The 16,123-nt window shown below is 69.1% G+C and carries 18 protein-coding genes; 5 read left to right on the top strand and 13 right to left on the bottom strand.

The genetic code is table 11. The annotated features are described in order from the left end of the window. Positions 1-423 precede the first annotated feature (423 nt). The gene (locus tag AD72_RS29190; protein ID WP_031469843.1) at positions 424-1,557 is read left to right on the top strand and encodes an inorganic phosphate transporter; all 1,134 of its coding nucleotides are present in this window, start codon (positions 424-426) and stop codon (positions 1,555-1,557) included. Between the two features lie 15 nt (positions 1,558-1,572). Beyond that, positions 1,573-1,797 carry a hypothetical protein gene (locus AD72_RS29185; protein ID WP_020498251.1) on the top strand — a complete coding sequence of 75 codons (225 nt, stop codon included), beginning with the start codon at positions 1,573-1,575 and terminating at the stop codon, positions 1,795-1,797. A gap of 73 nt (positions 1,798-1,870) precedes the next feature. Here the strand turns inward: AD72_RS29185 and AD72_RS29180 are convergent, their stop codons facing one another. After that, positions 1,871-2,437, bottom strand: a complete 567-nt coding sequence (locus AD72_RS29180) for an ArsR/SmtB family transcription factor (RefSeq protein ID WP_031469842.1) — start codon at positions 2,435-2,437, stop codon at positions 1,871-1,873. An 82-nt stretch (positions 2,438-2,519) separates the two neighbouring features. Here AD72_RS29180 and AD72_RS29175 point away from each other — a divergent pair, with 82 nt between their 5' ends. Further along, entirely contained in the window at positions 2,520-2,978 is a 459-nt protein-coding gene (locus AD72_RS29175) for a hypothetical protein (RefSeq protein ID WP_156365414.1), read from the top strand. Here the strand turns inward: AD72_RS29175 and AD72_RS29170 are convergent. The 7 genes from AD72_RS29170 to AD72_RS29145 form a co-directional block, all read right to left on the bottom strand. Then, entirely contained in the window at positions 2,944-3,300 is a 357-nt protein-coding gene (locus AD72_RS29170; RefSeq protein WP_031469840.1) for a DUF3817 domain-containing protein, read from the bottom strand. The two genes, AD72_RS29175 and AD72_RS29170, sit on opposite strands and share 35 nt — an antisense overlap. Next, the gene (locus AD72_RS29165; RefSeq protein WP_031469839.1) at positions 3,297-3,782 is read right to left on the bottom strand and encodes a hypothetical protein; all 486 of its coding nucleotides are present in this window, start codon (positions 3,780-3,782) and stop codon (positions 3,297-3,299) included. Before AD72_RS29165 ends, AD72_RS29170 begins: the two co-directional genes overlap by 4 nt. 64 nt (positions 3,783-3,846) lie before the next feature. Next, complete coding sequence (locus AD72_RS29160; protein WP_031469838.1) at positions 3,847-4,716, bottom strand: lytic murein transglycosylase; 870 nt, start codon at positions 4,714-4,716, stop codon at positions 3,847-3,849. 140 nt (positions 4,717-4,856) lie between these two features. Continuing rightward, complete coding sequence (locus AD72_RS29155; RefSeq protein WP_020498257.1) at positions 4,857-5,342, bottom strand: hypothetical protein; 486 nt, start codon at positions 5,340-5,342, stop codon at positions 4,857-4,859. Between the two features lie 269 nt (positions 5,343-5,611). Further along, positions 5,612-5,773: a hypothetical protein gene (locus AD72_RS37285; RefSeq protein WP_197285112.1), complete on the bottom strand. Its 162-nt coding sequence runs from the start codon at positions 5,771-5,773 to the stop codon at positions 5,612-5,614. Positions 5,774-5,931: 158 nt separating this feature from the next. Beyond that, on the bottom strand, positions 5,932-7,095 hold the full coding sequence (locus tag AD72_RS29150) for a CaiB/BaiF CoA transferase family protein (RefSeq protein ID WP_031469837.1): 1,164 nt from the start codon (positions 7,093-7,095) through the stop codon (positions 5,932-5,934). A gap of 7 nt (positions 7,096-7,102) precedes the next feature. Further along, positions 7,103-8,257, bottom strand: a complete 1,155-nt coding sequence (locus AD72_RS29145) for an acyl-CoA dehydrogenase family protein (RefSeq protein WP_031469836.1) — start codon at positions 8,255-8,257, stop codon at positions 7,103-7,105. Positions 8,258-8,362: 105 nt separating this feature from the next. Here AD72_RS29145 and AD72_RS29140 point away from each other — a divergent pair, with 105 nt between their 5' ends. Together AD72_RS29140 and AD72_RS29135 are read left to right on the top strand one after the other, a co-directional pair. After that, complete coding sequence (locus AD72_RS29140; protein ID WP_037347715.1) at positions 8,363-9,007, top strand: TetR/AcrR family transcriptional regulator; 645 nt, start codon at positions 8,363-8,365, stop codon at positions 9,005-9,007. Positions 9,008-9,154: 147 nt separating this feature from the next. Continuing rightward, a complete protein-coding gene (locus AD72_RS29135) occupies positions 9,155-9,619 on the top strand; it encodes a hypothetical protein (protein ID WP_031469834.1) in 465 nt (154 codons plus the stop codon). A gap of 7 nt (positions 9,620-9,626) precedes the next feature. Here AD72_RS29135 and AD72_RS29130 read toward each other — a convergent pair whose 3' ends face one another. From AD72_RS29130 to pyk, 5 genes are all read right to left on the bottom strand, one after another. Continuing rightward, on the bottom strand, positions 9,627-12,566 hold the full coding sequence (locus AD72_RS29130; protein ID WP_197285111.1) for a helix-turn-helix transcriptional regulator: 2,940 nt from the start codon (positions 12,564-12,566) through the stop codon (positions 9,627-9,629). A gap of 21 nt (positions 12,567-12,587) precedes the next feature. Further along, the gene (locus AD72_RS36830; RefSeq protein ID WP_156365413.1) at positions 12,588-12,764 is read right to left on the bottom strand and encodes a hypothetical protein; all 177 of its coding nucleotides are present in this window, start codon (positions 12,762-12,764) and stop codon (positions 12,588-12,590) included. Positions 12,765-12,911: 147 nt separating this feature from the next. After that, positions 12,912-13,754 (bottom strand): helix-turn-helix domain-containing protein, encoded by an 843-nt coding sequence (locus AD72_RS29125; protein ID WP_031469832.1) that lies wholly within the window; start codon positions 13,752-13,754, stop codon positions 12,912-12,914. A gap of 10 nt (positions 13,755-13,764) precedes the next feature. Continuing rightward, a complete protein-coding gene (tesB, locus tag AD72_RS29120; protein ID WP_031469831.1) occupies positions 13,765-14,673 on the bottom strand; it encodes an acyl-CoA thioesterase II in 909 nt (302 codons plus the stop codon). After that, a complete protein-coding gene (pyk, locus tag AD72_RS29115) occupies positions 14,670-16,091 on the bottom strand; it encodes a pyruvate kinase (protein ID WP_031469830.1) in 1,422 nt (473 codons plus the stop codon). Before pyk ends, tesB begins: the two co-directional genes overlap by 4 nt. Positions 16,092-16,123 lie beyond the last annotated feature (32 nt).

Genomic DNA, 16,123 nt, shown 5'->3' with positions numbered 1-16,123 from the left:
CGCGGCGGCGAACCCGCCACGCGTCGCGGTGCCGACGACCCGTTCGACCTGCTTGCGCAGGCCGAGCCGGTCGAGCGCACCGCTTCCGGCGAGTTTGTTCAGCGCGAGAAGCCCAAACTGCATCGCATCCCTGCGGACGCCACGACCTGGAGCGTTCGTGTCACTCATCGGCACCTCATTCTTCTCACCAACTCGAGAAGCAATGTACTGCAAACCTACTCACGAGTAAACTTACCCCGAGTCACCTGTGTCGGCGATAACGTCCCGTAACCGCGCTTCACCCGGACAGGTGGTGAAGTATCCCACTCCGCACTCGGACGTCTCCCGGCGTTCACCCTTCGTTCACCAAGCGCGGCTAACTTTCGCGTGTGGCGGCAACGCAGCCGGCCGACCCCAATAGCTTCGGCACGGATAGGGAATAGCGTGGAAAGCTCCCTGCTGGTGGTCGTGGTCATCGTGACCGCACTGGCATTCGACTTCACGAACGGTTTTCACGACACGGCCAACGCGATGGCCACCTCGATCGCGACGAGAGCACTCAAACCCAAGGTTGCCGTAGCGATCTCCGCGGTACTGAACCTGGCGGGCGCATTTCTTTCGGTGGAAGTGGCGAAAACCATCTCCTCGGGAATCGTGAGCGAATCCGGGATCACCCCGGCCGTGATCTTCGGCGGATTGATCGGCGCGATCGTGTGGAATCTGCTCACCTGGTTCCTCGGATTACCGTCCAGCTCCTCGCATGCCCTCTTCGGCGGGCTGATCGGCGCCACATGGATCGCCGCGGGTTCGGGCGCCGTGCACTTCGGCGTGGTGTTCGAGAAGGTGATCATTCCCGCGCTCGCCTCCCCGGTGATCGCCGGACTGGCCGCGATGGTCGCCACCTACCTCGCCTACGTGATGACCAGGCGCGCCAAACAAGCCAGTACCACCAAGGGTTTCCGAGCCGGGCAGATCGTCACCGCCTCACTCGTCTCGCTCGCGCACGGCACCAACGACGCGCAGAAGACCATGGGGGTCATCACCCTTGTACTGATCACCGGCAACATGCTCGGCGCCGGCTCCGGACCGCCGATCTGGGTGGTCGCCGCATGCGGGATCGCCATGGCGGCGGGCACGTACATCGGCGGCTGGCGGGTGATCCGCACCCTCGGCAAGGGCCTCACCGACATCCAGAGCCCGCAGGGATTCGCCGCCGAGGTCAGTTCCACCGCGGTGATCCTGGCCTCCTCGCACCTCGGTTTCGCCCTGTCCACCACGCACGTGTGCTCGGGAAGCGTGCTCGGTGCCGGGCTCGGCAGGCGGCTCGCCGAAGTGCGCTGGGGTGTCGCGGGGAAGATGGCGGTCGCCTGGCTGCTCACCCTGCCCGCGGCCGCCGTGGTCGGTGCGATCGCCGGGGAGACCGCCTCCCAGGGGTCCCTCGGCACGATCCTCGTCGCCGCCGCCGGACTCGTGATCGCCGTCGGGTTCTATCTCGCCTCCCGGCGCAACCCGGTCGATGCCAAAAACGTCAACGAGACCGAGCAGGTGCCCGCCGAGGCGCCCGCTCCGGTCGGCTAGGAAGGACCTCGCGCGATGCACATCGACTGGTCGTCGCTCGGTCTGGTCGCGGTCGTCGCCCTCGTGGCGACCACCGTGCTCGTCGCCCTGTTCGCGACGGGCATCCAGGCCCTCTCCCGGCGGGAACGCGCCGCCGAGGCCGGGCGCTCCGACGCGGTGGCCACCGTCACCGCGGGCACCTCGTTCCTGCTCTGCGCCGCGATCGTGCTCTACGGGATCTATCTGATCGTGCTCGGCTGAGCGACGATTTCCCAACGGCGTTCAATAGGCGGCAGAGCCGCTTTCACCATCCATGCACCCGGCACCGCGGTGCCTAAGTGGAGCTGCCGTGGGCGGGGAGGTAGAACATCCGCAGCCGCATCTGGCGCGCGCCTTCGGGGGCGTCGTCGACGCTGTGCGAGTGCTCGTTCAGTAGCTGGATGAAGCCCTCGAACACGGCCGCCAGCCCCTGCTCGGTGAAGTAACCGCTGCCCCGGGCGGCCTTGGCCCACTCGCCGTGCTTGCGGAACTCCGCGATGAACCGGTTGAACAGCTCGATCTCGCCGGGCAGCTGCGTGTCCCGCCAGGCGTCGAGCGCGGCCCGCTCCTGAGCGGAGAGCGAGTCGTAGGGCGGTTCCCTGCGATCCACCCGGACCGCGCGCCACCACCGTTGCCTGCCCTGGGAGAGCTCGGGAATCTCCTCGATCACCCCGGCATCGGCGAGCACCCGCAGGTGATAACTCGTGGTGCCGGTGTTCTCCCCCAGTTCCTCGGCGATCCGCGTCGAGTTCGCCCGGCCGAGCCGATCGAGCTGACGCAGGATCTCACCGCGCAGCGGGTGCGCCATCGCCTTCCACGCCGGCTCGTCACCGACCACACGCTTCGGCGGCTTCTTCGTCATCCGGCAACCGTACCGCATACGCAGAAGTTTGTTTGCAGAACTTTCTTTGCAAAATTTTCTCTGCATAACTATCCTTGCGAGCATGACCACCTTGTTGCGCCGGACGGCGCTCCCCACTCGGCCACAGCCCGCGCGACTCGCCCGTGCCCGCCGCTGGGCACCCTGGATACTCGGGGCGACCGCCGTGGGGCTGGTGCCGTGGTCAGGCCTGCTCGCGACGAGCTTGCCGGACACGACGGAGGTCCGGCACTGGGCAACGGCGTGGGCGGGCCTCGATCTGCTGCTGGCCGCGGGATGCGCGACCACAGCGGTGCTGCGGCGCCGGTCGAGCCAGTGGTCGAGCCCGGCAGCGGCGGCGACCGCCACGGTCGCGGTGCTGGATGTGTGGTTCGACGTGCTCACCGCGCAGCCGGGTGCACCACTGATCACGGCCCTCGCGCTCGGCGCGGTGGAGCTGGCTTTCGCGGGCTACTGCGTCCTGATCGCCGTGGACCGGGAGAGCCCGGTCAGAACTTCCTGCCCGCGCGAACCCGCCGGGTGACCGCGCGCTCGGCGACGAAAGACAGGAACGGGATCGTGCCGGAGAGCAGGATCCAGACGGTGCCCTTGATGGACCAGCGCGCCTTGAGCGCGAGGTCGACCGCCATGACGATGTAGATCATGTAGAACACACCGTGCAGCGGACCGATGATCGCCACACCCGCGTCCGCGTCGAAGCCGTACTTGAACACCATCGCGGCGCACAGGGCGAGCAGCCCGATTCCGGTGATGTAGGCGATGATCCGGTACCGAAGGAGCGCACCGGGAATCTTCGCCGCCGCGGGAGAGTTCGTTTCCTGCGATTCGCTGGCGAGTTCACTCATGGCCGCTCCTTGGTCGGGGTGTCGGCCGCGTCCTCCGCGGCGAGTTCGGCGAGGAAGGCGTTGTAGCGGGCCAGCGCCGGATCGCCCGCGGTGTCCTCGGCGACTGTCGGTGCCACGTAGGCCATCTTGGAGGGACGCGCCTTCGGCTGCTCCGCGCCGGCCCGCGTGCTGATCGCGTGCCCGTTCACCGGCTGGCTGTCGACCACCTGCCCGGACAAGGCCGGATCCGCGGCGGAGCCCGGATCGATGACCGCTTCCTTGGCCCGCTCGCGCCGCGCGTAGCGCCAGATGCGCCACACCATGAACAGCGGGAAGAATCCGAAAAGCGGCCACTGCAGCACGTACCCCAGGTTCTGCAGGGTTCCGCTCGCCGATTCGAACCTGGTCCACTGCCAGTACGCGAGCGCGATTCCCAGGGCGAGCGCCGCCAGGCAACCGAGTGCGATCCACACTCGCCGCGCGGTCACCAGTCGGCCTGCCATACCCCGAAAGTAGCACCGTGACGGCCGTCGCTCGACGCCAGCCCTCGCTCTCGGACGGTGCGCGTTAGCGGGCGGCGCGGGCGTACTGATTGGCGAGGCCGTAGACCTTCTGGCCGTATTCGACCGAGTTGTTGTACGACATCACGCCGGACCACCAGCCGGATCCGGTCGACATGTCCCGGCCGCCCGCGCACAGGTAGCGCCCGGCGGTCAGTGCGGCGTCGTCGATCTGCTGCGGATCGCCCTTGCCGTCGCCGTTCGCGTCCGAGGCCCATTTGCGCCAGGTCGAGGGAATGAACTGCATCGGCCCGACCGCGCGGTCCACATTGGGATCCCCGTCGATGGCCCCGCCGTCGGTGTCCCCGACCGAGGCGACCGCGCCGCTGCCGTCCAGCGGCACCCCGACGATGGGTTTGCTCGGCTTGCCGTCCTCCTGCAGTACGGCGCCGCCGTAGCGGCCGTGGTTCGATTCCACCCTGCCGATGCCGGCGATCGTGGTCCAGGAGAGGTGGCAGCCCGGCTGGATCGAGCGCAGCACGAGCTCGGCGTTGCCGTAGGCCCACAGTGCCCGTTCCGGAATATCGGATTTCCCGGCGACCCGGTTGGCCCAGGCGGTCAACGGGTCTCCGCCGCCGGACTCGGCCGCCTGCGGACGCGGTGTGGCACTCGGGCGTTCCGGCTCGGCGCTCGGCCGCGGGATCTCCTTGTTGAGCGAGACGGTCTTCGGCGCGTCCGAACCGGGACGCACATCCGCGGGCACGACCTGCAGGGCCGGAATGTCCTGTGCGGTGGCGCCCTGTTCCGGCGTGGAAGCGCCTACGAGGAACCAGGCCCCCACCCCGCCGACGGCGAGGACGATCGCGACGATACCGAGCCTGCCGAGTAAGCCGAACCCCCTGCGCGGACGCTGTGGCCGCTGCGCCTCTTCAGTCACCTGGCTCCCCGTTGTCCTCGTATTCACGTCGTGCCTACCGCACAGTAGTAGAACGACGTCTCCCGCAGGAGGTTACGAGTGGGGATCCTACTGCGTCCAGCGCACCCGGCCCGCGCCCACGAGGCGGATCGGACCGGTTCTCAGGCCACGCCGTCGCGGCGCTGCCTGCGCAGCCGGGCCACGCACCACTCCGGTGCACTGCCCCGCCGCAGGTGCTCGAGCACGGTGTACGGCCCGAGATGCTTGCCGAGGTCCTCGGGGCTCAGGCCGGCGGCCCGGTACTCGAGGGCTCGCTGGTCGAGGGGGCTGAGCCCGGCATCCCACCACTGCTGTGCGTCCGAGATGCTGCCCACCATCTGCCAGCACTTCGCCGCCGCGATCATCAGGTCCTCGGGTACTCCGGGGAGGCGCCGCCGCATCACGACGAGATAGGCGGGGTCGACCTCGTCGACGGCCACAGCGCCCGCGCGCTGACCGTCGGCCGGGCCCGCCTGCGTGGGAATGCCGGGGCTGGATTCGGCGAGCCAGGCGCTCGCGAGTTCGTTGGCCTCGACGAGTTCACGGTCCGCCGAACGCTCGGCCGTCCACTGCCGGACGAGCTCATCGACCCCGAGATCTTCTGCCATCTGATCCTCCCGCAGGAAACGGATGGTTGTGCACCAGGTGTCACCGCGTGAACCTGCCTCCGGTTCTTACGGTGAATCGAAACAACCGTCACAGCGCCCATGACGATGTTGCTGCGAAACCTATGCCGCTGATGGGCTTTCGCGCTAGCCCCTTATTCGGTTTTAGCCGATCAAACACCCATGACCTGCGGTTACCCACGGAATTACACTCGGATGGCGCAATCGGGACAACATATCGTGACCGGCGTTGTCCCAGCAGATGAACGGCCTTAGGCGAATAGCGAGCGGACGAACGAGATTACCCCTTCGGCCCCGTTCCGAAGTCCGCCGAGAATATCTTTCACGACATTCGCCGATTGGGTTGGCGAGCTGATGAGGAAGAACAGCACCAGCGCGACGACGACGAGCACGATGATTTTCTTGACGTCCATGCGCTACCACTCCACCCTGCACGAATCCGTGCGCTCGTTATCGGCTCGCCGACAGCCGATCATAAGGGGTGGAACGGGAATCGGCTAAACCGCCGCGCGGGCTCCACGCCCATCCGCGGGGCCGCGGCACGCTCGGGTGGGCGCGGCCCCGCGGACGTTCAGGCGATCGTGCCCGCTTCGCGCAGTTCGGCGATCCGGTCCGCGGAGTAGCCGTAGGCCGCGAGCACCTCGGCGGTGTCCGCGCCCTTCTCGTGCGGGGCGGTCGGTGTCCCGGCCGGGGTGCGGTCGAACTTGGGCGCGGGTGCGGGCTGCACCGCCCCGTCGACCTCGACGAAGGTCTTCCGCGCCGCGTTGTGCGGATGCTCGGCCACCTCCCCTGGGGAGAGCACCGGGGTGAGGCAGGCGTCGGTCCCTTCGGCGAGCTTGGTCCACTCGTCCCTGCTCTTGGTGCGGATCCGGGCCGCGAGGATCTCCCGCACGGCCACCCAGTTCTGCGGGTCCAGCCGTTCCGGAAGCTCCGCGGCGTCCAGGCCGAGCACCTCGAGCAGCGCCGCCCAGAACCGCATCTCGATCGCACCGACGGCGACATAGCGTCCATCGGAGGTCTCGTAGGTGTCGTAGTACGGCGCGCCGCCGTCGAGCATGTTCTCCCCGCGCCGGTCACTCCAGCCGCCACCGGCGAACAGGCCGAACATCTGGGTGGCCAGCAGCGCCGAACCATCGACCATGGAGGCGTCCACGACCTGCCCCTTGCCCGAACGGGACCGTTCGAAAAGGGCCGCGAGGATACCCATGGCCAGCAATAGACCCCCGCCGCCGTAATCGCCGAGCAGGTTCAGCGGCGGCACCGGGCGCTGCCCCGAACGCCCGATCTGGTGCAGGGCACCGGAAAGCCCGATGTAGTTGAGATCGTGCCCGGCGAACGGGGCGAGCGGGCCGTCCTGGCCCCAGCCGGTGATCCGGCCGTACACCAGTCCCGGATTGATCGCGTGCAGATCCTCCGGGCCGAGGCCCATCCGCTCGGTCACCCCCGGCCGGAACCCCTCGATGAGCACATCGGCGGTCGCGGCGAGGGTGCGCACCACCTCGACGCCCTCCGGGGACTTGGTGTCCACCCCGATACTGCGCCGCGAACGGGCGAGCGGATCACCCGCGAAACCCAGCACATCCGCGCCCGGTTTCGCGCGATCCACCTTGATCACCTCGGCGCCGAGGTCGGCGAGCACCGTCGCGGCGAACGGGCCCGGGGCCAGCCCGGCCAGTTCGACGACGGTGAGCCCGGTGAGCGGTCCAGCCACGTTCTCCTCCATGTTCGCCTGCATCCGCGCCTCACAGGGTCCGCGCGATGATGTCCTTCATGATCTCCGTGGTGCCGCCGAAGATGCGCTGCACCCGCGCGGCCGACCAGAGCCGGGAGATCGGGTACTCCTCCATGTAGCCGTAGCCGCCGAACAACTGCAGACACTTGTCCGCGACCTTGCTGAGCCGCTCGGTGGTCCACCACTTGACCATGGCCGCGCCCCGCACGTCGAGTTCGCCACGCAGGTGCTTCTCGATCGCGCTGTCCAGATAGGTACGGCACACCTCGACCTCGGTGGCGCACTCGGCAAGCACGAAGCGGGTGTTCTGGAACTTGATCAGCGGCCTGCCGAAGGCCTCGCGCTCCTTGACGTACTGCAAGGTCAGCCCGACCGCGATCTCCATGGATGCCACCGCGGTCACCCCGATGACCAGCCGCTCCTGCGGCAGCTGCTGCATCAGCTGGATGAAGCCCTGGCCTTCCTCGGTGCCGAGCAGGTTGCTCACCGGAACCCGCACGTCGTCGAAGAACAGCTCGGAGGTGTCCTGGGCGTGCATGCCGTTCTTCTCCAGCACCCGCCCCCTGCGGAACCCCTCGCGCGCGGTCTCCACCGCGATCAGCGAGACGCCCTTGGCGCCCTCGTCCGGATTGGTCTTGCACGCGACCACGACCAGATCGGCCTGCGAGCCGTTCGTGATGAACGTCTTCGCGCCGTTGATCACGTACTCATCGCCCTGGCGCACCGCCTTGGTCTTGATGCCCTGCAGATCGGATCCGGTGCCGGGCTCGGTCATCGCGACGGCGGCGACCCACTCCCCCGAGGCCAGCTTCGGCAGCCAGGCCTTCTTCTGTTCCTCGGAGCCGTAAGCGTTGATGTAGTGCGCCACGATGCCGGAGTGCACGGCATTGCCCCAGCCCTCGTCCCCGGCATAGGCCTGCTCCTCGAGCAGCACCACCTCGCTGGCGAAGTTCGCGCCGCCACCGCCGTACTCCTCGGGAATGGAAAGACAGAGCAGCCCGACCCCGCCGGCCTTGTTCCACAGTTCGCGGTCCACGTGCCGTTGTTTGGCCCAGCGGTCGGCGTTCGGCGCGAGCTCCTTCTCGCAGAAGGTCCGCGCGAGGTCCCGGAACGCGGTCAGGTCCTCGTCCATCCAGGACGGCGTCGTCGTCGGGTGGAAACCCATCACGACCTCCTTGTCTCTCGCGATGAGGTAAAAACATTCCGACTGGCATGTTTGTTGCCTGGCAGAAGTTACCGGCGCCCGATCAGCCTGTAAAGTCCGGGCACTGTGACGTCAACTGCCGAGACCACGACGCCCGGTGCGCGGGGCAACGGGCGCGGGCACCGCACCCAGGCCGAGCGCACCGAGCAGACCACGAACGCGCTGCTCGAGGCCACCATCTCCTGCCTCGTGGAGCTCGGCTACGCGCGCACCTCGGTCAACGAGATCTGCAAGCGCGCCGGGGTGTCCCGAGGTGCCCAGCAGCATCACTTCACCACCAAGGCCGAGCTGATGGCCAAGGCGATCGAGCACCTGGCCACCAAGCTGTCCGAACGGTTCACCGAACAGCTCGCCGCTGCCCCGGAAAAGGCCGACAAGGTCGAGACCGGGATCGAATTGCTGTGGCAGGCCTATGCCGGGGAGCTCTCCGCGGCCGCGCTCGAGCTGTGGGTCGCCGGGCGGACCGATCCGGAGCTGCGCGCGGCCATGCGCCCGGTGGACAAAGCCCTGGGCCGCACCTCGATGCGCGCCTTCGCCGCGGTCTCCGGGATCGAGGTGGAGGCCGATCGCGCACAGACCCTGTTCTGGATGACGGTGAATCTGACGAGGGGTCTTGCCCTCGACGCGGAGATCGGCGGGGACCGTGCCCGCAGGCACGCCCAGCTCGAACTGTGGAAGGAACTGGTCAGCGGCTCCCTCGAGAAAGAGTGACTGACCACATCCGCGGAACACGGTGCGGCCGGCGCGCGAACCGCGGCGATACGCACTACCCTGAGTTCCGGAGGCAACTTTTCGCGGCCCTGCCGCGTGGACGGTACTGGAGGCGTGAGGCGTCGTTACACGTGTCGGGGAGGTGGCATGACGCGGCAGGACGATGAACGTCCGCCCGAGGAGGGACGCAAGCGCGGCTTCTCGGTACCGGGCAAGGCGACCATCGCGACCGCGGCGGCGGTGCTCGCGTGCGGGATCATCGGTGTGCTCCTCGGCGCCTATCTGCACGAGGTGCGGCCCGGGCTCAGTTCCCCGGCCGCGTACGACCGCGGCGTCTCCCGGACCACGGACACCTCGACCACGGTGACCACGATCGTGGTGACCGAGGTGCCGCGCACGACCGAACACACGACCGAGAACAGTCAGCCGCCGCCCGCTCCGACGACCGTGCCGGCCACGACGCCACCCCCGCCGTCGAGTTCGAGCTCCGCGCCACCGTCGAGTTCGAGCTCCGCACCGAGTTCGGCACCGAGCTCCACCCCGAGCAGCACCACGAGCACCTGCGGGTTCCTCGGTTGCCTTTTCGGTGGCGGAGACGGCGATCACCGGTGAAGCGCGCTCACCGGTGCAGCAGGCCGCGGTCGTAGGCCACCGCGACGGCCTCGGTCCTCCTGGTCGCGCCGAGTTTGGCCATCGTCCTGCTCAGGTGCACGCTCACCGTCTTCTCGCTGATGAACAGCGCCAGCCCCACCTCGCGGTTGGTCTTGCCCTCGGCGACCAGTTCGAGCACCGCCTGCTCGCGTTCGGTCAGCCCGGATTCCCTGCCACCGGGTGAACCGAGCCGGGCCCGCTTGATCAGGTCCTCGACCGCTTCCCCGAGCGGAGCAGCCCCGAGCCGTTCGGCAACCTCCCGCGCCTTGCGCAGCTGCACGCCCGCCCGCTCCCGCTCACCGGCATCCAGCAGCACGCGCGCGTACCGCAGGCGGTAGGTGGCCTGGCTGTGCACCTCGCCGTAGCCGAAGGCCTCGACCGCGGCGGCGAACTTCTCCGCGGCATCCGGTGCGCCGGTGGCCGCGGCGTACTCGGCGTGGACGGCGGCGAGCCAGGCCTTGGCCTCGATCCCGAGCGAGTGCTCCGCGTCGATACGTTCGGCGTGTTCGAGCAACTGACGGTCCTTGTCGCGGGCGAGCCCGGCCGCCTCGGTGCCGCCCGCGTCCCCGATCGCGCCGAGGGCCAGCGCGGCCGCGCGGATGCCCCCGCTGGCCAGGGGTTTGCCGACGGACACGAAGAAGGCGAGCATCGCGTCGATCGCGTGCACCGCGCCCCGGTGATCACCGCGCCAGGAGCGCAGCGCGGCCTCGCAGGTGGCCGCCCACACCGGAACCTGCCAGTCCAGCTGCCATTTGTCCCGGATCTCCTCGAGCATGCGCTCGGCCTCCGTGAACCGGCCGCGTTCCACGAACACCGGAAGGCTCATCGCGGTCAGCCGCGCGCTCACCACATCGTCGAGCGCGCGCCCGCTGGACTGGGTGATCTCCAGGCTGCGGTCCCAGAACCCGGCCTGGAACAGGGCCGCCGCCAGCTGGATCCGGCATTCCACCCCGAACACGCTGAACGTGAGCCCGTACTCGCCCGCTCGGGCCAGCGTGGCCTCCAGTTCGGTGATCGCCGCGTCCAGCTCCCCCACCTCGAAGGCCTGGAAACCGAGCATGTGCCTGGCGCGCAGTTCCGCGTTCGGTGCCTCGGACTCCGCCGCGATCCGCGCCGCCTCGAGGTAGTGCTCGCGGGCCTGTTCCGGGTGGCCGCTGCGCGCTTCCACGGTGCCCAGGGTGATCAGGGCGTTCGCCTTGCCCGGTGCGTACCCTGCCTTCTCCGCGGCGGCGATCGCCTGCACGGCAGCCTCGCCCGCCGCTGTCATGTCCACCCTGCGCAGCAGGATCGAGCGGGTGGCCAGCACCGAGGCCTTGTCCCGGTAGGCCTCGGTGTTCTCGAGCAGCTGCCAGGCCCGGTCGATCGCCTCGAACGGTTGCTTGCCGGGGTCGTCGAGCGAGACGACCGATTCGGCGACCCGGCGCAGCGCGCGAGCCAGATCGACGGGATCCGTCCCGGGCTCCGCGGCCCGCACCGCCTGCCGCGCGTACCGGATGGCCCGTTCCGGCTGGCCGATCGATCCGCACAGCGCGGACGCCTCACGCAGCAGGCCCGATTCGGTCACCGCCTCCGGGCGCTGGTCGGCGGGCACTTTCGGCCAGACGCGCAGTGCCCGTTCGGCATGCCGCAGCGCCTCGCTCGGGGCACCGAGCCGTTCGGCCTCGTCCACCGCGTCCACCAGGGCGGCCAGCGCCTCCGGGAGCGTGTCACTCTCCAGAGCGTGATGGGCGAGCGCGGCCGCGACTCCCTTGCCCTTCTCCTTCTTGATCGCGGCGACGTAATGGCCGTGCAGCCGGGCGCGCTCACCGGGAAGCAGGTCCCCGTAGACGGCCTCGCGCAGCAGGGCGTGCCGGAAGCTGTAGCGGTCCTGGTCTCCGTCCACGACCAGCAGGTGGTGCCCGATCGCCTCGCGCAGGGCACCGTCCAGGCCCGCCTCGGTGTGCCCGCCCTCCTCGGTGACCGCGACCAGCCTGCGGTGCCGGACCCACCGGCCACCGACCGCGGCGATCCGCAGCAGTTCCTGGGTTTCCGCGGAGAGCTGCTCCACCCTGGAGAGCAGCACGTCGGCGAGCGCCCAGGGCAGCTGCCCCTGCCCGGTGCCCGCCGCGGCGATCAGTTCCTCGGCGAAGAACGCGTTGCCCTCGCAGCGCGCGGCGATGTCCCGCAGCAGGGTGCCGTTCGGTTCGATGCCCGCTTCCTTGGCCAGTTCCCGTACCAGGGCGGTGCTGTGCCGCTCGGAAAGCGGCCCGAGGTCGACCCGGAGCACCGCCTTGTCCCGGACGAGTTCGGCGAGTACCGGGCGCAGTGGATGGCGCCGGTGCAGCTCATCGGTGCGGTAGGTGGCGACGACGAACAGCCGTTGAGCCTGTAGCCGCGCGATCAGGAAGGAGAGCAGGTGCAGTGTGGAGGACTCGGCCCAGTGCACGTCCTCGATCGCGAGCAGCACCGGACGGCGCGCCGCCACCTCGGTCAGCGCGCCGAGCACCGCGTCGTAGAGGCGCAGCTGGCCCACATCCTGCTCGACCCGGCGACCACCGGGCGGCACCAGTACCGGCGCGCTGCCCTGCGCCTCGGGCGGTTCGATACCGGGGGCGAGCGGAATCAGTGCCGGGCGGGTGGCGACCACATCCGGTTCCACGGTGCCGAGCCTGCCCAGCGCCTCGGCGAACGGCAGATAGGGCATGCCGCTCTCGCCGACGTCGAGGCAGCGGCCGGTGAGCACCAGCCCGCCGCGCTCGGTGGTCAGTTCGGCGAGTTCGCGGAGCACCCTGGTCTTACCGACCCCTGCCTCCCCCGCGAGCAGCACCGCGCCCGCCGTCCCGTCGATGGCGGACTCGAGCGTGCCGCGCAGCATGTCCAGCTCCGCGGCACGACCGATGAGGGGTAAGGCGTTTCCTACTCGGGGCACGAGCTCCATTCTCGCGTACGGCTACGACAGTTTCCGATCCGTTTTCCCGGCCCGGGACTTCGCCCGCTTGCCGGACCGCGAGCGGCGCCACCACGGCACCAGCGGTACCGGCCTGCCGAGCGCGCCCTGGGCGTCCCGGATCCGGCGCAGTTCCTCGCGGTAGGCGAGTTCGGCTTCGATCACTTCGGGGGTAAGCATGGTCCTCGAGCTCCTCGTCGTCATCCGACCTTGTCGAGCTCAACAGTTCCGCTAAGGCCCGCCCCCGGGCATCGGGCGAACACGTCGCAGGCGGGCGCGGAAGGACCGGCGAAATCCCTTACCACGCGCGGCGCGGGGTAAGGGCACTCATCCCTTGCTGAAGGATTCGATCAGCCGCAGGCTCTCGTCCTGCGGCAGTGCCGAGGCGATCAGGTGCTCGAACATCAGCCCGTAGCGGTCCACATCGTCCTGTTTCTCCAGGTAGACCGCGGACATGGTGTTCTCGACGTAGACCACGTCGGTATCGGCCTTGTCCGCGAACCGCAGGATGAGGAACGGGCCCTCGAGTCCGCAGTGCTCGCCCGCGGAGAACGGCAGCACCTGCAGGTTCACGTGCGGCATCTCGACGGCTTCGAGCAGGTACTTGAGTTGCCGGTCGCGCACCCCCTTGCCGCCGACCTCCCGGTGCAGCACCGCCTCGTCCATCACCGCCCAGTAGCGCGGCGGATCGTTGCCCCACAGCAGCTTCTGGCGTTCCATCCGGCCGTCGACGTGCCGCTCGATCTCGGCGTCCTCCGCGTCCGGGCGGATGCCCTTGAGCGTGGCGAAGGCGTACTCCCTGGTCTGCAGCAGGGCGGGCACGAGCAGCGCCTGGAACGCGCGCAACGCGACGGCCTCCTGTTCGAGACCCACGAGCGCGCCGGTGAACACATCGTTGTACGCGTGCCACCAGCCCTTCTGCTTGGCCTGGCGGGCGAGGGTCACCAGGGTGTCCCGCTGCTCGCCGTCCACCCCGTAGAGCTCCAGCATGTCGCGCGCATCGCGCGGATTGACTCCGACGTGCCCGGTTTCCATCCGGGACACCTTCGAAGCCGAGCACTCCAGCTTTTCGCCGACCTCCTCGATGGTCAGCCCCGCCCGCTCGCGCAATCGCCGCAGCTCCGAGGCCAGCCGCCGACGACGCACCGTCGGGCTTTGCTCCCTAGTCACGGGCGAAATGTTACGTCGTGCCGATCACACGGAGCAGACCCTCCTGCACAACGGTCGCGATGAGGGTGCCGTCCCGGGAGAAGAACCGGCCGGTAGCCAGTCCGCGGGCACCCGAGGCGCTCGGCGAGGCGCAGTCGTAGAGGAACCATTCGTCGGCGCGGAACGGGCGGTGGAACCAGAGCGCGTGGTCCAGGCTGGCGCCGATGACCTTGTCCGTCCCCCAGTACACGCCGTGCCTGGCCAGCGGCGCATCCAGCAGCGTCATGTCACTGGCGTAGGTCAGCACGCAGACGTGCAGCAGCTGGCTGTCCGGCAGGGTGCCGTCGGCCCGCATCCACACCTGGTTGCGTGCCGCGCGCGGGCCGTTCTCCCTGGACCGCCAGGGCGGCTCGGTGACGTAGCGCAGATCGATCGGGCGCGGCCGCAGCGCACTGGAGGTGAAGCCCTCGATCTCGAGCTCCGCGGCCTGTTCGGCGACCCCGGGCAGTGTCTCCGGGTCCGGGACCTCGGGCATGTCGTCGGAGTGCTCGATCCCGTCCTCGGTGCGCTGGAACGAGGCGGACAGTGTGAAGATCGCCTTACCGTGCTGGATCGCGGTGACCCGCCGGGTGGTGAAGCTGCGCCCGTCGCGGGTGCGTTCTACCTCGTACACGATCGGCACCCGCGGATCCCCGCCGCGGATGAAGTAGGCGTGCAGCGAGTGCACCCGGCGCTCCGGGTCCACGGTGCGGCCCGCGGCGACCAGTGCCTGGCCCGCGACCTGGCCGCCGAACACCCGCACCGGCGAATCGGGCGGGCTGACCCCGCGGAAGATGTTCTCCTCGATCACCTCGAGGTCCAGCAGGGCGATGAGCTGGTCGAGCATCGGCTGCTCGGGCCCACCGCCCTCGGCAGCCGCGCGCCGGGCCGCCTCGGTCATACGTCCTCTTCCCCGAGCCGGTGCACCCGGATGAGGTTCGTGGAGCCGATGGTCCCCGGAGGCGAACCGGCGACGATGACCACCTGGTCACCGCGTGAATAACGGCCGAGTTCGAGCATCGCGTTGTCCACCTGGGTGATCATCCGGTCGGTGGAGTCGACGCTCGGCACCAGGAAGGTCTCGGTGCCCCAGGTGAGTGCGAGCTGGCTGCGCACGTTCTGCTCCGGGGTGAAGGCGAGCAGCGGAAGCCGGGTGTGCAACCGGGCGAGCCTGCGCACGGTGTCACCGGACTGAGTGAAAGCGACCAGGGCCGAGGCGTTGAGCCGCTCCCCGATGTCCCGCGCGGCGTAGGAGAGCACCCCGCGCTTGGTGCGCGGCACGTGGGTCAGCGGCGGCACCTCGACCGACTCGCTCTCCACGGCCCGCACGATGCGGCTCATGGTCTCCACCGTCTCGATCGGGTAGCGCCCGACACTGGTCTCCCCGGAGAGCATCACCGCGTCGGTACCGTCCAGCACCGCGTTGGCCACATCGGAGGTCTCGGCGCGGGTCGGCCGGGAGTTGTTGATCATCGAGTCCAGCATCTGGGTCGCGACGATGACCGGCTTCGCGTTCTCCCGCGCGATCTGGATGGCGCGCTTCTGCACCAGCGGCACCTGCTCGAGGGGCAGCTCGACGCCGAGGTCTCCCCTGGCGACCATGACCCCGTCGAAGGCGAGCACGATCGCCTCCAGGTTCTCCACCGCCTCGGGCTTCTCCAGCTTCGCGATCACCGGCAGCCGTCCGAGCCCGACCCGGTCCATCACCTGGTGCACCAGGTCGATGTCCGCAGGCGAGCGCACGAAGGACAGCGCGATGAAATCGACCCCGAGGCGCAGCGCGAACTCCAGGTCCTCGATGTCCTTCTCGGAGAGCGCGGGAACCGAGACATCCATCCCGGGAAGGCTGATCCCCTTGTGGTTGGAGACGGTGCCGCCCTCGACCACCTCGCACACCACATCCGGCCCGTCCACCTCGGTGACCCGCAGGCAGACGTTGCCGTCGTCGACGAGCAGCCGGTTGCCCGCCTTCGCGTCCTGAGCGAGCCCCTTGTAGGTCGTGGAGACCCGATCATGGGTTCCGGCGACATCCTCGACGGTGATCCGGACGACGTCCCCGGTGCGCCATTCCACCGGCCCGGAGGCGAACGTGCCGAGCCGGATCTTCGGGCCCTGGAGATCGGCGAGTACCCCGACCGCGCGACCGGTTTCCTCGGCTGCGGCGCGGACGAGCTCGTAGACCTGCTTGTGGTCGGAATGCGAGCCGTGGCTGAAGTTCATCCTCGCCACATCCATGCCCGCTCCGACGAGAGCGCCGACCTTCTCCGCCGTCGACGTGGCCGGACCGAGCGTACAGACTATTTTCGCGCGCCTATTCACACCACGACAGCCTAGTTGTTGCGGGACATGAC

Origin of the sequence: Sciscionella sediminilitoris (genome assembly GCF_000737195.2) — a bacterium.
Taxonomy (GTDB): Bacteria; Actinomycetota; Actinomycetes; order Mycobacteriales; family Pseudonocardiaceae; genus Sciscionella; species Sciscionella sediminilitoris.
Note: the sequence above shows the minus strand (reverse complement) of the source record. Positions and strands in the feature narration are given on the sequence as shown.

What these genes read in the sequence shown, in the direction of transcription:
- AD72_RS29185 (WP_020498251.1), top strand. Translation starts at nt 1,573, where the DNA reads ATGCACATCGACTGGTCGTCGCTCGGTCTGGTCGCGGTCGTCGCCCTC.
- AD72_RS29180 (WP_031469842.1), bottom strand. Translation starts at nt 2,437, where the DNA reads ATGACGAAGAAGCCGCCGAAGCGTGTGGTCGGTGACGAGCCGGCGTGG.
- AD72_RS29175 (WP_156365414.1), top strand. Translation starts at nt 2,520, where the DNA reads ATGACCACCTTGTTGCGCCGGACGGCGCTCCCCACTCGGCCACAGCCC.
- AD72_RS29170 (WP_031469840.1), bottom strand. Translation starts at nt 3,300, where the DNA reads ATGAGTGAACTCGCCAGCGAATCGCAGGAAACGAACTCTCCCGCGGCG.
- AD72_RS29165 (WP_031469839.1), bottom strand. Translation starts at nt 3,782, where the DNA reads ATGGCAGGCCGACTGGTGACCGCGCGGCGAGTGTGGATCGCACTCGGT.
- AD72_RS29155 (WP_020498257.1), bottom strand. Translation starts at nt 5,342, where the DNA reads ATGGCAGAAGATCTCGGGGTCGATGAGCTCGTCCGGCAGTGGACGGCC.
- AD72_RS37285 (WP_197285112.1), bottom strand. Translation starts at nt 5,773, where the DNA reads ATGGACGTCAAGAAAATCATCGTGCTCGTCGTCGTCGCGCTGGTGCTG.
- AD72_RS29150 (WP_031469837.1), bottom strand. Translation starts at nt 7,095, where the DNA reads ATGCAGGCGAACATGGAGGAGAACGTGGCTGGACCGCTCACCGGGCTC.
- AD72_RS29145 (WP_031469836.1), bottom strand. Translation starts at nt 8,257, where the DNA reads ATGGGTTTCCACCCGACGACGACGCCGTCCTGGATGGACGAGGACCTG.
- AD72_RS29135 (WP_031469834.1), top strand. Translation starts at nt 9,155, where the DNA reads ATGACGCGGCAGGACGATGAACGTCCGCCCGAGGAGGGACGCAAGCGC.
- AD72_RS36830 (WP_156365413.1), bottom strand. Translation starts at nt 12,764, where the DNA reads ATGCTTACCCCCGAAGTGATCGAAGCCGAACTCGCCTACCGCGAGGAA.
- tesB (WP_031469831.1), bottom strand. Translation starts at nt 14,673, where the DNA reads ATGACCGAGGCGGCCCGGCGCGCGGCTGCCGAGGGCGGTGGGCCCGAG.